Consider the following 14,635-nt stretch of genomic DNA (forward strand, 5'->3'; position numbering starts at 1 on the left):
ACGGCGCCATCAGGCGGCCTCGTCCTCCGTGTCCGGCTCGTAGCCGAGAGAGGGCGCGAGCCACCGCTCGGCCTCCGCGAGGCTCATACCCTTGCGCCTTGCGTAGTCCGCCACCTGGTCGCGGCCGATCTTGCCCACCGTGAAGTAGTGCGCCTCGGGGTGGGCGAAGTACAGACCGCTCACCGAGGCCGTCGGCAGCATGGCCATGGACTCGGTCAGCCGCATGCCGATGCGCTGCTCGACTTCCAGTACCTGCCACAGGGTCAGCTTCTCGGTGTGATCCGGGCAGGCGGGATAACCCGGCGCCGGGCGGATGCCCCGGTATTCCTCGGCGATCAGTGCGTCGTTGTCGAGTGACTCATCCGGCGCGTAGCCCCAGTACTCCCTGCGCACCCGCTCGTGCAGATACTCGGCACCTGCCTCCGCAAGACGGTCCGCAAGCGCCTTCAGCATGATCGAGGAATAGTCGTCGTGGTCGGCCTCGAAACGTTGCACGTGCTCGTCGATGCCGAAGCCGGCGCTCACGGCGAAGGCGCCGACATAGTCCTGCCGGCCGCTGTCCGCCGGGGCGACGAAATCCGCCAGACACTCCTGGGGCTGGTCGTCGCGCTTCTTCTTCTGCTGGCGCAGGTGATGGAACCTCGCCAGCGGTTCCGCACCGCCGGCTTCCGGATAGATAGCAATGTCGTCGCCCACCGAGGCCGCCGGGAAGAAGCCGATGACCGCGCGGCACTCCAGCCAGTCCTCGTCGATGATGCGCAGGAGCATCGCGCGGGCATCGGCGTACAGCGAGCTGGCCGTCTCCCCCACTTCCGGGTCGTCGAGGATGGCGGGGAAGCGGCCGCGGAACTCCCACGCGTTGAAGAACGGCATCCAGTCGATGTAGTCGACCAGCGTCGCCAGCGGTATGCGCTCTAGGGTGCGCACCCCCAGCGCGTCGGGAGCGGGCGGCCGGTAGCCCTGCCAGTCGATCGCGTGACGCCGCCGACGGGCGTCCGCCAGGCCCAGCTCCGGTGCCTGCCGGGTCTTGCCCGCATGCATCTCACGCCGCCGCGCGCAGTCGGCCTTGATCTTCTGCACGAAGGCGTCACGCCCCTCGCCCACCAGCGACTGGGCCACGCCCACCGAGCGCGAGGCGTCCTTCACGTAGATGACCGGACCCTCGTAACGGGGATCGATCTTCACCGAGGTGTGCGCCGGCGACGTGGTCGCGCCGCCGATCAGTAGCGGGACGGTGAAGCCGAGGCGCTGCATCTCGGAGGCAACGTTCACCATCTCGTCCAGCGAAGGCGTGATGAGGCCGGACAGGCCGATGATGTCGGCGCCTTCCCGGCGCGCCGTCTCCAGGATCTTCTCCGCCGGCACCATCACGCCGAGATCGATCACCTCGAAGTTATTGCACTGGAGCACGACGCCAACGATGTTCTTGCCGATGTCGTGGACATCGCCTTTCACCGTGGCCATGACTATCGTGCCGTTGGAGCGCGACTCGCCGTCCTGCTCCTCCTCGATATAGGGGATCAGGTGGCCCACCGCCTTCTTCATGACGCGTGCCGACTTCACCACCTGCGGCAGAAACATCTTGCCGTCACCGAACAGGTCGCCGACCACGTTCATGCCGTCCATGAGCGGGCCCTCGATCACGTCCAGCGGCCGGGTGGCTGCGAGCCGCGCGGCTTCCGTGTCCTCGATGACGTATTCGTCGATGCCCTTGACCAGCGAGTGCTCGAGACGCTTCTCCACCGGCCACTCGCGCCAGCCGAGATCGGTCGTCGGCTTCCGGCCGCTGCCGTCGCCCCGGTATTTCTCCGCGATCGCCAGCAGGCGGTCGGTGGCGTCGTCGCGGCGGTTCAGCACCACGTCCTCGACCGCCTCGCGCAGTTCGCCCGGCAGGTCCTCGTAGATGGCGAGCTGGCCCGCGTTGACGATGCCCATGTCCATACCGGCGCGAATGGCGTGATACAGGAACACGGAGTGGATGGCCTCGCGCACCGGATTGTTGCCGCGGAACGAGAAGGAGACGTTGGAGACCCCGCCGCTCACGAGCGCATGCGGCAGTTCCGCCTTGATGCGGCGGGTCGCCTCGATGAAGGCGATTCCGTAGCCGTTGTGCTCCTCGATGCCCGTGGCCACCGCGAAAATGTTCGGGTCGAAGATGATGTCCTCGGCCGGGAAGCCGACCCGTTCCGTCAGTATCCGGTACGACCGCTGGCAGATCTCGAGCTTGCGCTCCACCGTGTCAGCCTGGCCGTCCTCGTCGAAGGCCATGACAATGACCGCCGCGCCGTAGTCGCGCACCCGCCGGGCCTGCTCGACGAACTCCGCCTCGCCCTCTTTCAGGCTGATGGAGTTCACGACAGGCTTGCCCTGGATGCAGCGCAGTCCCGCCTCGATGACGCTGAACTTCGACGAGTCCACCATGATCGGCACCCGGGCCACGTCGGGCTCGGACGCGATCAGATCGAGGAACGTGACCATGGCCACCTCGGAGTCCAGCATGCCCTCGTCCATGTTGACGTCTATGACCTGGGCGCCGTTCTCCACCTGCTGTCTGGCCACGTCCACGGCCGTTGCGTAATCGCCGGCCTCGATCAGCTTGCGGAACTTCGCGGAACCCGTGACGTTGGTCCGCTCGCCCACGTTCACGAACAGGTCGTCCGGGCCGATGTTCAGCGGTTCCAGTCCGGACAGGCGGCACTCCGGCGGGATCTCCGGCACGGCCCGTGGCGGGATGCCCTCGATGGCCTCGCGCAGGCGGCGGATGTGCTCCGGCGTGGTGCCGCAGCAGCCGCCGACCAGATTCACCAGCCCGGACTCCGCGAACTCGCGCACGACCGCAGCCATCTCCTCCGGCGTCTCGTCGTACTCGCCGAACTCGTTGGGCAGTCCGGCGTTCGGATGCGCGCTCACACGCGTATCGGCCACCCGCGACAGCTCGGCGACGTAGGGCCGGAGATCGGCGGCGCCCAGTGCGCAGTTCAGCCCGATCAGGAATGGCTGGGCGTGGCGCACCGAGTTCCAGAACGCCTCGGTGGTCTGGCCGGACAGGGTGCGGCCCGAGGCATCGGTGATGGTGCCGGAGATCATCACCGGGATGCGGCCGCCGCGCTCCCGCTCGATCTCGCGGACCGCATACAGCGCGGCCTTCGCATTCAGCGTATCGAAGATGGTCTCCACCATCAGGAAGTCCGCGCCGCCTTCCATGAGCGCGCGCGCCGCCTCGGCATAGGTCTCCACCAGTTCGCCGAAGCGGATGTTGCGCTTGCCGGGGTCGTTCACGTCCGGCGACAGGGACGCCGTGCGATTGGTCGGCCCGAGCACGCCGGCGACAAAGCGGGGACGGCCGTCGGCGGCCTCGAACTCGCCGGCAACGTCCCGGGCCAGCCGCGCCGCGGCCACGTTCAGCTCGCGCACGAGAGATTCCATGCCGTAGTCGGCCTGCGAGGGAGCGTTGGAGTTGAACGTGTTCGTCTCGATCACGTCCGCGCCGGCCTCCAGGAAGTCACGGTGGATCTGACGGATGAGCCCGGGCCGGGTCAGCGTCAGCAGATCGTTGTTGCCCTTGAGATCACGCTCCCAGTCGACATAGCGCTCGCCCCGATAGTCTTCCTCGGACGGGGAATGGCTCTGGATCATGGTGCCCATGGCACCGTCCAGGAGCACGATGCGCTCGGCGAGCAGTGCCTCCAGGCGTTCGAATCGGGTGCTGCTCATGGTCAGGCCGCCGTCGCGCGCTGCGGACGCACGCCCAGCGCATGGCAGATGGCGTAGGTCAGCTCGGAGCGGTTCAGGGTATAGAAGTGGAATTCGCGCACGCCGTAGCGCTCGAGTTCGCGGGCCTGCTCGATGGCCACGCTGGCGGCGATGAGCTGGCGCGTCTCCTCGTCGTCGTCCAGACCGTCGAAGCGGTGCACCAGCCAGTCGGGCACCGTCGCCCCGCAGCCCTCGGCGAAGCGTTGCAGCTGGGGGAAGCGGGTGATCGGCAGTATGCCGGGAACGATCGGCGCGGTGACGCGTGCAGCCGCGCAACGGTCGCGGAAGCGCAGGAAGTCCTCGATGTCGAAGAAGAACTGGGTGATGGCGCGGCTTGCGCCGGCGTCCAGTTTTCGCTTCAGGTTGTCCAGGTCGAAGGCGGCGGACGGCGCCTCCGGATGCACCTCCGGATAGGCCGCCACGGAGACGTCGAAGTCGGCCACCCGCTTCAGACCTGCCACCAGGTCCGCCGCGTAGGCATAGCCCTCGGGATGGGGCGTGTAGCCGTCACTGTCCTTCGGCGGGTCGCCCCTGAGTGCCACGATGTGGCGCACGCCGATGTCCCAGTACCGGCGGGCGATGTCGTCGATCTCGCCACGGCTCGCACCGACGCAGGTGAGGTGCGGCGCCGCCGTCAGGTCGGTCTCGCGCAGGATGCGGCTGACGATGCCGTGGGTGCGCTCCCGGGTGGAACCGTCGGCGCCGTAGGTGACGGAGACGAAGCGGGGGCGCAGCGGCGCGAGCCGCTCGATCGAGCGCCACAGCGTCTGCTCCATCTTCTCGCTGCCAGGCGGGAAGAACTCGAAGGAGACCGCGACGTCCGGGACGCTACCTCCGGCAGCCGGCCCGGGTGTGATGGGTGTCTGTGTCATTGCCATGATTTCATTGATCCTTGAGTTCCGGATCCTTCAGTCTCGATCCTTCGGTTTTCGATCTTTCAGGCGACCTGCCGTTGTGCCGACGTTGCGACGGAAACCAGCCAGGCCGGCTGTCGCGCCGGCACCGGGCGCGGCCGGCCGAGGGCGAGTCCGGCTTCTCCGGCCAGCCGGGCGATCCAGCGCGCCCGGGCCTCGGCGGAGGCTCCAACACTCTCTTCGGCCGAGCCGCCTGCGAGCGGCTCGATCAGGAGCAGCCGCCCGCCGGGCGCCAGCACCCGCGCGGCCTCGGCCACCGCCTGCTCCGGGGTGCGCGAATGGCCGAGTACCTCGTCCAGGATGACCGTGTCGAACGTGTCGTCGGCGAAGTCCAGCCGATGCGCGTCGCCGGCACGGATGGTGCAATTGCCGAGACCGGCCACGGCCAGTTCGGCCCGCGCCTGACGGCGCAGGTCGCCGTCGATGTCGACGCCCACCGCCCGGCTGGCGCGGCGGCCGAGCAGCTTGAGCATGCGCGCGCTGCCGGTACCGATATCCAGCAGGCGACCAACCGGCGCCGTCAGCACCGTATCCAGCACGGCCCGGTGCAGCCCGCGCTCCGCCTCGGTCAGCGGCGCTGCTTCCGGCTCGACGGCCGCCCGCCGCTCGGCCTCCGCGAGTTCCGCATCCCGGGCGAGCTCCGGCGCCTCGGCCGGCACCAGTTCCAGCAGCTTGCGCACGCGCACGGCGCCGGGGCCCGAGGCGGGGGTGCGGTAGTAGATCCAGTGGCCGTCCCGGAAACGTTCCAGCAGGCCCGCTTCGCAGAGCAGCTTCAGGTGGCGGGAGATGCGCGGCTGACTCTGGCCGAGCACACGCACCAGCTCGGAGACGGTGCTCTCCCCCCGATGGCACAGCGCCAGCAGACGCAGGCGGGTGGGCTCGGCCACCGCCTTCAGCGCTCGCAGGGTTTCCTCGAAGGGATCCGCCACGGTAGGCTCCAAAAGATTCAATATATAAAGATATCTTTATCTTTATTGCCAACCAGTCTAGCGCACCTTCCCGGCGCTGTCTCGACCAATTTGAAATAAGGGGGATAAAAGGGCGACGGAGCGCGAAGGGCCCGCGCCGCGTCAGTGGATGCGGGACGATGCCCGCTGGCCGCCGACAGAGAACAGGCGCTCGACGTCGATCGCGTCGAGCCGGCGCTCCCGGTTGCAGAATTCGCAGGTGGCCCGGATCTCGCCCTGCTCCTCCAGCGTCTCGCGCACCTCATCCTCACCCAGCAGGCGCAGCGCACGCTCGACCCGCTCGATGGAACAGCGGCACTCGAACCGGGTAGTGCGCGGCCGAAAGGCCCGCACGTCGTCTTCGGCGAACAACTTGCCGAGCAGCTCCGTGCCGATGCCGCCCCGCATCTCGTCCAGCCTCAGCGTATCGGCCATGAATCCCAGGCGCCGCCAGTCATCCTCCGGCAGGGGCGCCGCCGCGTCGGGCACCCGCTGCAGCAGCAGCCCGGCTGCGCAGTCTCCGTCGGCCATCAGCCACAGGCGGGTCGGCAGCTGCACCGAGCGCTCGAAGTAGCCCTCCAGGCAGGCGGCGAGCGACTCGCCGCTCGCATCGACGATGCCCTGGTAGCGGTCGGCCAGCACGCTCGACTCCACCGTCATCGCGCAGCGCGCACCCCGCGAGAGTTCCGCGAACCCGGCCTCCGGCGACACGTCCCGCGCCAGCGCCATGCCGCGCAGGTGCAGCTCGTTGGTGGACTGGACGACGAGCAGCTCGAGCGGCCCGTCGCCGGAAAGCTGCAGCGTGAGCTGGCCGTCGAACTTCAGCGAGTTGGCGATGAGCGCGGCGGCCGCGCTGGCCTCGCCGAGGACCCGGCCGACCGGCGGCTGGTAATCGTGGGTGCCGGACAGCTCCCGCCAGGTCTCGGCGAGATGCACGAGCGCACCGCGCACCGGCAGATGCTCGAACAGGAATGGTTGCAGCACGTCCCGGCTCAACGCGCGTCAGTCCCCATCCAGCGCGGCTTTCAGCAGGCGATTGACCTCGCCGGGGTTGGCCTTGCCCTTCGTTGCCTTCATCACCTGGCCGACGAAGAACCCGATCACCTTGGTCTTGCCGCCCCGGTATTGCTCCACCTGCTCCGGGTTGGCGGCCAGCACTTCCTGCACGATGCGCTGTATCTCGCCGCTGTCGGTAATCTGCTTCAGCCCTTTCGCCCCGATGACCGCGTCCGCATCGCCCTCGCCCGCCCACATGGCCTCGAAGACCTGCTTGGCGAGCTTGCCGGACAGGGTGCCGTCGGCGATGCGATCGAGCAGTTGCGCCAGACCGGCCGGCACGATTCGGCTCGCCATGATATCCAGGCCGTCCCGGTTCAGCGCCGCGGAGAGTTCGCCGAGCACCCAGTTGGCCACGGCCTGGCCGTCGCTGCCGCCGGCGGCCGCCACCGCCTCGAAATAATCGGCGAGCGCCGGGGAACCGGCCAGCACCACGGCATCGTCCGCCTTGACGCCGTATTGCTCGCCCAGCCGCCGGCGCTTGGCATCCGGCAGCTCCGGCAGGGTCTCCCGTACCGTCTCGATGAGCGCCTCGTCGATCTCCACCGGCAGCAGGTCCGGGTCCGGGAAATAGCGGTAGTCGTTGGCCTCTTCCTTGGTGCGCATCGGCCGGGTCTCGTCCCGCTCGGCATCGTACAGGCGGGTCTCCTGCACGACGGCGCCGCCGTCCTCCAGCACCTCGATCTGGCGCTCCACCTCGAAGTTGATCGCGCGTTCGAGGAAACGGAACGAGTTCAGGTTCTTCAGCTCGGTGCGGGTGCCGAGCTTCTCGTCCCCGCTGCGCCGCACGGAGACGTTGGCATCGCAGCGGAACGAGCCCTCCTGCATGTTGCCATCGCAGATGTCGAGATAGCGGACCAGGGTGTGCATGGCCTTCATGTAGGCCGCGGCTTCCTTCGCCGAGCGCAGCTCGGGCTCGGAGACGATCTCGAGCAGCGGCGTGCCCGCCCGGTTCAGGTCGATGCCGGTGAGGCGCTCGAAACCCTCGTGCACGGACTTGCCGGCGTCCTCCTCCAGGTGCGCCCGGGTGAGGCCGATGCGGCGCACCTCGCCGTCTTCCGTGACAATCTCCAGCGAACCGCCGGTGACGATCGGCAGCTCGTACTGGCTGATCTGGTAGCCCTTCGGCAGGTCAGGATAGAAGTAATTCTTGCGGGCGAAGACGCTGCGCGGCGCGATGGTGGCGCCGACGGCCAGACCGAATTTCACCGCCATCGCGACCGCACCCCGGTTCAATACCGGCAGCACGCCCGGGTAGCCCAGATCCACCAGACAGGCCTGGGTGTTCGCCTCCGCGCCGTAGCGGGTGGGCGCGCCGGAGAAGATCTTGCTCTCCGTCGCGAGCTGCGCGTGGATCTCCAGGCCGATGACCGTCTCCCAGCTCATGGGCGCCTCCTCACTCGTAGTGCGCCGGCGCCCGCCGGTGCCAGTCGGTGACGCCCTGATACTGGTGCGCGCACGCGAGCAGGCGCTCCTCGCCGAACGCCGGTCCTATCAGCTGCAGGCCCACCGGCAGCCCGCCGGAGAAACCACAGGGGACCGACAGGCAGGGCAGCCCCGCCAGATTCGCGCCGATGGTGTAGATGTCGTTCAGGTACATGGTGATGGGATCGTCGGTCTTCGCGCCCAGTTCGAAAGCCGGCGTCGGCGTGGTCGGCCCGGCGATGAGGTCCACGTCGGCGAAAGCGCGGCGGAAATCCTCGCTGATGAGCTGGCGCACTTTCTGGGCCTTCAGGTAATAGGCGTCGTAGTAGCCGGCGGAAAGGACGTAGGTGCCGGTCATGATGCGGCGTTTCACCTCCGCGCCGAAACCCTCGGCCCGGCTGCGACAATACAGATCCATGAGGTCCTTCGGGTCTTCGGCGCGATAGCCGAAGCGCACGCCGTCGAAGCGCGACAGGTTGGACGAGCACTCGGCCGGCGCCACGACGTAATAGGTGGGCACCGACAGGCCGATATTCGGCAGGTCGATCTCCCGCACGCTCGCCCCGAGGCCTTCCAGCTCGCCGATGGCCGTGCGCAGCGCCGCCTCGTTGTCGGCCTCCAGGCCGTCGTCGAAGAACTGGCGCGCGAGCCCGACGGTGAGGCCCTCCAGCGGCTGATCCAGCCCGGCCACGTAGTCCGGCACCGGCTCGTCCACGGAGGTGGAATCCCGCGGATCGAAGCCGGCCATGGCACCGAGCAGCAGCGCCGCGTCCTCCGCGCTGCGGGTCAGCGTGCCGGCCTGGTCCAGGCTGGAGGCGAACGCGATCATGCCCCAGCGGGAGACCCGGCCGTAGGTGGGCTTCAGCCCCGTAATACCGGTCAGTGCCGCCGGCTGACGGATGGAGCCGCCGGTGTCCGTGCCGGTTGCCGCCGGCACCAGCCGCGCGGCCACCGCCGCGGCCGAGCCGCCGGAGGAGCCGCCGGGCGAGCGCGCCGTATCCCAGGGGTTGGCGACCGGGCCGTACCAGCTGGTCTCGTTGGACGAGCCCATGGCGAACTCGTCCATGTTGGTCTTGCCGAGCATGATGACGCCGGCCGCCTTCAGCCGCTCGACCACCGTGGCGTCATACGGAGAGACGAAGTTGTCGAGCATGCGCGAGCCACAGCTGGTGCGCACGCCGGCGGTGCAGAAGATGTCCTTGTGGGCGATGGGCAGGCCCTCGAGCGGACGCGCCTCGCCGGCCGCACGGCGGCGGTCGGACTCGGCGGCAGCAGCCCGCGCCTCGTTCCCGGTCACCGTAATGAAGCTGTTCAGCGTGCCGTCGTGGGCGCCGATACGCTCGAGCAGCGCGTCGACGAGTTCCGCGGCGGTGAACTCGCCCGCCTCGAGCGCGTGCCGTATCGCGGCGAGTGACAGCTCATGCATGGTCGTGACTCGGCAAAGGTTGGACGATGATTCTTCCGGACAGTCTGACTGGATCGTTTGGATCGCGCAGCCGCCGACCCGTACGGCGACAGCTGTTCGCCGACCCTTATTCTATGACCCTGGGCACCAGATACATGCCGTCGGCCACCGCCGATGCGTTCTTCTGATACTCGTCCCGATCGACTCGCTCCGTCACTTCGTCCGGGCGCAGCCGCTGGATCTGGTCCAGTGGGTGGGCCATCGGTTGCACCGAATCCGTGTCTGCCTGTTGCAATTGGTCCACGAAATCGACGATGCTGCCCAGCTTGTCGACGAAGTCGGGTATTTCCGCCTCGTCGAACTCCAGTCGCGCGAGAGTCGCGATATGTTCCACTTGCTCTCGAGTCAGGGACACCGCAAGGCTCCGGTCTGTGACACGTGTATCGTTGTCGATAGGGTCGGCACCTGCCACCGCAGCGCCAAACAGGAAATGATACACGCCGTCTTGCCCAATGTCGTCCCCGTTGCTAGAGTAGCTTTTTGCCTTGATCCGCGGGATTTTGCCCGACAATGCTGAAGAGTCTTCTGGGTTATTTCTCCAACGACCTTTCCATCGATCTCGGGACAGCGAACACACTGATCTATCTCCGCGGGCATGGCATCGTGCTCAACGAGCCGTCGGTAGTAGCCATTCGGGAAGAGTCCGGCCGCGGCGGCCGGAGCGTGGAGGCCGTCGGTACCGAAGCCAAGAGTATGCTGGGGCGCACGCCCGGCAACATCACCGCAATCCGTCCGCTGAAAGACGGCGTCATCGCTGATTTCACCGTGACGGAGAAGATGTTGCAGCACTTCATCAAGAAGGCGCACGGCAACCGCTTCTTCGCGCCGAGCCCCCGGGTGCTGGTGTGCGTGCCCTACGGGTCCACCCAGGTAGAGCGTCGGGCCATCCGAGAGTCCGCCGAAGGCGCCGGCGCCCGCAAGGTCTATCTCATCGAGGAACCGATGGCGGCGGCCATCGGCGCCGGCATGCCCGTGCACGAGGCGCGCGGCTCCATGGTGCTCGACATCGGCGGCGGCACTTCCGAGGTGGCCGTGATCTCCCTGAACGGCATCGTCTATGCCTCCTCCGTGCGGGTGGGCGGTGACCGCTTCGACGAGGCCATCACCAATTATGTACGCCGTAATTACGGCATCCTGATCGGCGAGGCCACGGCCGAACGGATCAAGCACGAGATCGGCTCCGCCTATCCCGGCCAGGAGGTCAAGGAGATCTCGGTGAAGGGCCGCAACCTGTCCGAAGGCGTGCCGCGGAGCTTCACGCTGAACAGCAACGAGATCCTGGAAGCGCTGCAGGAACCCCTGCAGGGCATCGTGGGAGCCGTGAAAGAGGCGCTGGAGCAGACCCCGCCGGAACTCGGGGCCGACGTGGCCGAGCGGGGCATCGTCCTCACCGGCGGCGGCGCCATGCTGAAGGATCTGGACAAGCTCCTCATGGAAGAGACCGGGCTGCCCGTGGTCATCGCCGACGACCCGCTGACGTGCGTGGCACGCGGCGGAGGCCGGGTGCTCGAACTCATGGACGAGCACGGACCGGCCGTCTTCGGCCTGGACTGAGCCGTCCGTGAGCGCGGCGGCCGCATCGACCGTCGCCGCCCAGTGAACAGCCCTGCACGGCCGGCGGCCGGGGAACCGGAGCCCGGCGGCACGGAAGGCCGGCGGGCAATCCCGGACCCTTATATCATCCGTATTATCCCTATCATGCTTATCATTCAGGGGCATGGCGACAGCTCAGTCTGACACCCAGCGAAGAACGGCACCGATGCGCTCGCTCGGCGCCCGTACGCTGGCGCTCGTGCTGCTGAGCGTCATCGCGCTGGTGGTCGACCACCGGGAGAATCACCTGGACGCCGTGCGCCGGGCCATCGCCACCGCCATCTATCCACTGCAGGTCATCGTCGCGCTGCCCGCCGAGGCATTCGGATGGGCCCGCGAGAGCGGCATCAGCCGCAGCGATCTGCAGCGGGAAAACAACCGGCTGAAGGCCGAACGTCTGGCCATCCGCGCCAAGCTGCAGCAGATGGCGGCGCTGGAATCCGAGAACGCGCGGCTGCGCCTGATGCTGCAGACCACTACCCGGGTGGGCGACCGGGTGCGGGTGGCCGAGATCATGGCCGTCGACGCTAACCCCTACCGCCACGACATCGTCATCGACAAGGGCCGCCGGCAAGATGCCTACGAGGGCCAGGCCATCATCGACGCCACCGGTGTCGTGGGCCAGATTATGCACGTCGGCCCCTTCACCTCCGAGGCCATGCTGATCAGCGACCCCGATCATGCGCTGCCGGTGGAAGTGAACCGGAACGGGCTGCGCACCATCGCCGTCGGCACGGGCGAGTACAACCGGCTCGATCTGCCGTTCCTGCCGAACAATGCCGACATCCGGCCCGGCGACCTGCTGGTCACCTCCGGGCTCGGCGGTGCCTTCCCGGCAGGCTATCCGGTGGGCGAGGTCACCGAGGTCACGCCGAACCCGGCCGAGTCCTTCGCCACTATCCGCGCCCGGCCCGCCACTGCGCTGAACCAGGTGCGCGAGGTACTGCTGATCTGGCCGGGCGAACCGGAGACGCAGGTGGCGGACGAATCCGGCGAGGACGCGGCCGGCGCCGCGGACCCCGCGGGCGAAGCGGCGACGGAGGCGGCCGATGAGTGACGCCGTGGCCCTGGAACGCTGGCCGGTGTGGTTCTGCCTGCTGGCGGCGCTGCTGCTCTCCATCATGCCGCTGCCGGAGCTCGTCGAACCGTTCCGGCCGGACTGGGTCGCGCTGACGCTGATCTACTGGGCCCTTGCCTTCCCGCGGGTGTTCGGGTTGCTGACCGCCTGGATCAGCGGCCTGTTGCTCGACGTGGCGCAGGGCACGCTGCTCGGTCAGCATGCGCTGGCGCTGACCGTGATGATCTACTTCCCGCTCCGATTCCACCTGCGTCTGCGGGTGTTCCCCATCTGGCAGCTGGCGGCTACGGTGATGGCCCTGCTCGCGCTGTACCAGTTCATCCTGTTCTGGATCAACGGAACCGCCGGCGTCGCATCCGATCTCATGGACTATTGGGGTTCCGTCATCATCGGCGCACTGCTGTGGCCGCCGCTGATGCTGTTCTTCAACGGCGTGCGCCAGCAGATGACGGTGACGAGGTAGACGATGCGCAGACGCGCTCCCATCAAGGACTCGGGTGCCGAGCAGCGGATGTTCCTGAACCGCGTGATCCTCGCGGTGGTGGTCGCGCTCGGCCTGATGGGGCTCGTCGTCGGCCGCCTGGTCCAGCTGCAGGTGATCGAGCATGAGTATTTCGCGGACCTGTCCCAGGGCAATCGCATCCGCATCGAACCGGTGCCGCCCACCCGTGGCCTGATCTACGACCGGCGCGGCGTCATCCTGGCCGAGAACGTGCCCACCTACCAGCTCGAGCTCGTGCCCGAGCAGGTGGAGGACGTGGATGCGACCCTGGCCGCGCTGATCGAGGAGGGACTGCTGGCCGAGGAGGACCTGCCCCGCATCCACACGCTGCTGGGCACGAACCAGCGCTTCACGCCCATTCCGCTGCGCTACCGGCTGGAGGAAGAGGAGCTGGCGCATTTCGCCATCGCGCGCCCGCGCTTCCCGGGCGTCGACATCCGCGCGCGACTGATGCGGCACTACCCTTTCGACAGCGCCGCGGTGCATGCCGTCGGTTACGTCGGCGGGCTGAGCAAGGAGGAGCTGGAGCGGCTGGAAGACCCGGCCGCCTACGCGGGCACCACCCAGTACGGCAAGACCGGCATCGAGCAGCGTTTCGAGGAGCTGCTGCACGGCGATGTCGGCCACCGTCAGGTGATCGCCAACGCGCGCGGCCGCATGCTCGGCCAGGTGCCCGGCGAGCAGCCCCGGCCGGGCGCGAACGTCTATGTCAGCCTGGACATCGAGCTGCAGCTGCTCGCCGAAGAGGCCATGGCCGGCAGACGCGGCGCGGTGGTGGCACTGGACCCCCGCAACGGCGAGGTGCTGGCGCTGGTTAGCACGCCCGGCTTCGACCCCAACGCATTCGCTGCGGGCCTGAAGCCCGCGGAGTTCCGTGCGCTGAGCACCCACCCGGACCAGCCGCTGTTCAACCGGGCGATCCGCGGCCGCTACCCGCCGGGCTCCACCATCAAGCCCATGCTCGGCTTCGCCGCGCTGGAGGAGAGTGTCTCCGACCTGGACCACAGCCTGCGCTGTTCCGGCCATTTCTCGCTGCCCGGCAGCACGCACCGCTACCGCGACTGGAAGACCCACGGCCTCGTCAACCTGCACGACGCCATCACCGAATCCTGCGACGTGTACTTCTACGAGATGTCGACCGAGCTCGGCATCGACACGATGCACGACTATCTCACCCGCTTCGGCCTTGGCAACCGCACGGGCATCGACATTGCCGGCGAGACCGCGGGCGTCGTACCGTCCCGGGCCTGGAAGCGGGAGAAGTTCTCCAGCCGCGCCAACCAGGTCTGGTTCCCGGGCGAAACGGTCATCGCCTCGATCGGCCAGGGCTACATGCTCACGACGCCGCTGCAGCTCGCCGTGGCGACCGCCGCCGTCGCCACGCGCGGCGAGCGCTACCGGCCGCACCTGGCGCTGGGCTGGGAACACCCGCTGGACGGCGAGTTCCATCCGTTCGAGCCCGAGCCGCTCCCGCCGGTTGGCATGCACGACCCCCTGCACTGGGAGGTGGTCATCAACGCCATGCGCGACGTGCTCCAGGGCGAGAACGGCACCGCGCGGGCGGTGGGAATGGATGCGCCCTACCCGATGGCCGGCAAGAGCGGCACGGCCCAGGTGTTCAGCGTGGGCCAGGACGAGGAGTACAACGAGGACGAGATCGACGAGCGGCTGCGCGACCATGCCCTGTTCATCGCGTTCGCCCCGCTCGAGGAACCCCGCATCGCCGTATCGGTCATCGTGGAGAACGGCTCCAGCGGCAGCCGGGTGGCCGCGCCCATCGCCCGCGCCATGATGGACAAGTGGCTGCTGGAGGAGCGCGGCCAGACCGCAGCCCGGGGTCGGCAGCCCATCCCGCCCGGCGAGGCGCCGGTGGCGAACGCCGCGCCGACGGAGGACTGACCG

Annotated in this window: 11 protein-coding genes; 4 read left to right on the plus strand and 7 right to left on the minus strand. The window is 68.2% G+C overall.

Annotation, left to right across the window (positions count from 1 at the left end; translation table 11 throughout):
* Positions 1-9 precede the first annotated feature (9 nt).
* The 7 genes from metH to gatC form a co-directional block, all read right to left on the minus strand.
* On the minus strand, positions 10-3,714 hold the full coding sequence (metH, locus tag ACJMKX_RS08015) for a methionine synthase (RefSeq protein WP_405223508.1): 3,705 nt from the start codon (positions 3,712-3,714) through the stop codon (positions 10-12).
* 2 nt (positions 3,715-3,716) lie between these two features.
* Positions 3,717-4,625, minus strand: a complete 909-nt coding sequence (metF, locus tag ACJMKX_RS08020) for a methylenetetrahydrofolate reductase (RefSeq protein ID WP_405223804.1) — start codon at positions 4,623-4,625, stop codon at positions 3,717-3,719.
* Positions 4,626-4,690: 65 nt separating this feature from the next.
* A complete protein-coding gene (locus tag ACJMKX_RS08025; protein WP_405223510.1) occupies positions 4,691-5,596 on the minus strand; it encodes an ArsR/SmtB family transcription factor in 906 nt (301 codons plus the stop codon).
* Positions 5,597-5,737: 141 nt separating this feature from the next.
* Positions 5,738-6,598, minus strand: coding sequence for an Hsp33 family molecular chaperone HslO (gene hslO, locus ACJMKX_RS08030; RefSeq protein WP_405223512.1), 861 nt, complete (start codon positions 6,596-6,598; stop codon positions 5,738-5,740).
* Positions 6,599-6,616: 18 nt separating this feature from the next.
* Positions 6,617-8,056: an Asp-tRNA(Asn)/Glu-tRNA(Gln) amidotransferase subunit GatB gene (gene gatB, locus ACJMKX_RS08035; protein WP_405223514.1), complete on the minus strand. Its 1,440-nt coding sequence runs from the start codon at positions 8,054-8,056 to the stop codon at positions 6,617-6,619.
* A gap of 10 nt (positions 8,057-8,066) precedes the next feature.
* Positions 8,067-9,521 carry an Asp-tRNA(Asn)/Glu-tRNA(Gln) amidotransferase subunit GatA gene (gene gatA, locus ACJMKX_RS08040; protein WP_405223516.1) on the minus strand — a complete coding sequence of 485 codons (1,455 nt, stop codon included), beginning with the start codon at positions 9,519-9,521 and terminating at the stop codon, positions 8,067-8,069.
* A 106-nt stretch (positions 9,522-9,627) separates the two neighbouring features.
* Entirely contained in the window at positions 9,628-9,915 is a 288-nt protein-coding gene (gene gatC, locus ACJMKX_RS08045) for an Asp-tRNA(Asn)/Glu-tRNA(Gln) amidotransferase subunit GatC (RefSeq protein ID WP_405223517.1), read from the minus strand.
* A 155-nt stretch (positions 9,916-10,070) separates the two neighbouring features.
* Between gatC and ACJMKX_RS08050 the strand changes: the two genes are divergently transcribed.
* The 4 genes from ACJMKX_RS08050 to mrdA all read left to right on the plus strand — a co-directional run bounded on the left by ACJMKX_RS08050 (position 10,071) and on the right by mrdA (position 14,632).
* Positions 10,071-11,114 carry a rod shape-determining protein gene (locus ACJMKX_RS08050; protein ID WP_405223519.1) on the plus strand — a complete coding sequence of 348 codons (1,044 nt, stop codon included), beginning with the start codon at positions 10,071-10,073 and terminating at the stop codon, positions 11,112-11,114.
* 205 nt (positions 11,115-11,319) lie between these two features.
* Entirely contained in the window at positions 11,320-12,210 is an 891-nt protein-coding gene (gene mreC, locus ACJMKX_RS08055; protein ID WP_405223521.1) for a rod shape-determining protein MreC, read from the plus strand.
* On the plus strand, positions 12,203-12,694 hold the full coding sequence (gene mreD / locus ACJMKX_RS08060; protein ID WP_405223523.1) for a rod shape-determining protein MreD: 492 nt from the start codon (positions 12,203-12,205) through the stop codon (positions 12,692-12,694). Before mreC ends, mreD begins: the two co-directional genes overlap by 8 nt.
* A gap of 3 nt (positions 12,695-12,697) precedes the next feature.
* Positions 12,698-14,632: a penicillin-binding protein 2 gene (mrdA, locus tag ACJMKX_RS08065; RefSeq protein WP_405223525.1), complete on the plus strand. Its 1,935-nt coding sequence runs from the start codon at positions 12,698-12,700 to the stop codon at positions 14,630-14,632.
* Positions 14,633-14,635 lie beyond the last annotated feature (3 nt).

The organism is Lentisalinibacter sediminis, from assembly GCF_040706615.1.
Taxonomy (GTDB): Bacteria; Pseudomonadota; Gammaproteobacteria; order Steroidobacterales; family Woeseiaceae; genus Lentisalinibacter; species Lentisalinibacter sediminis.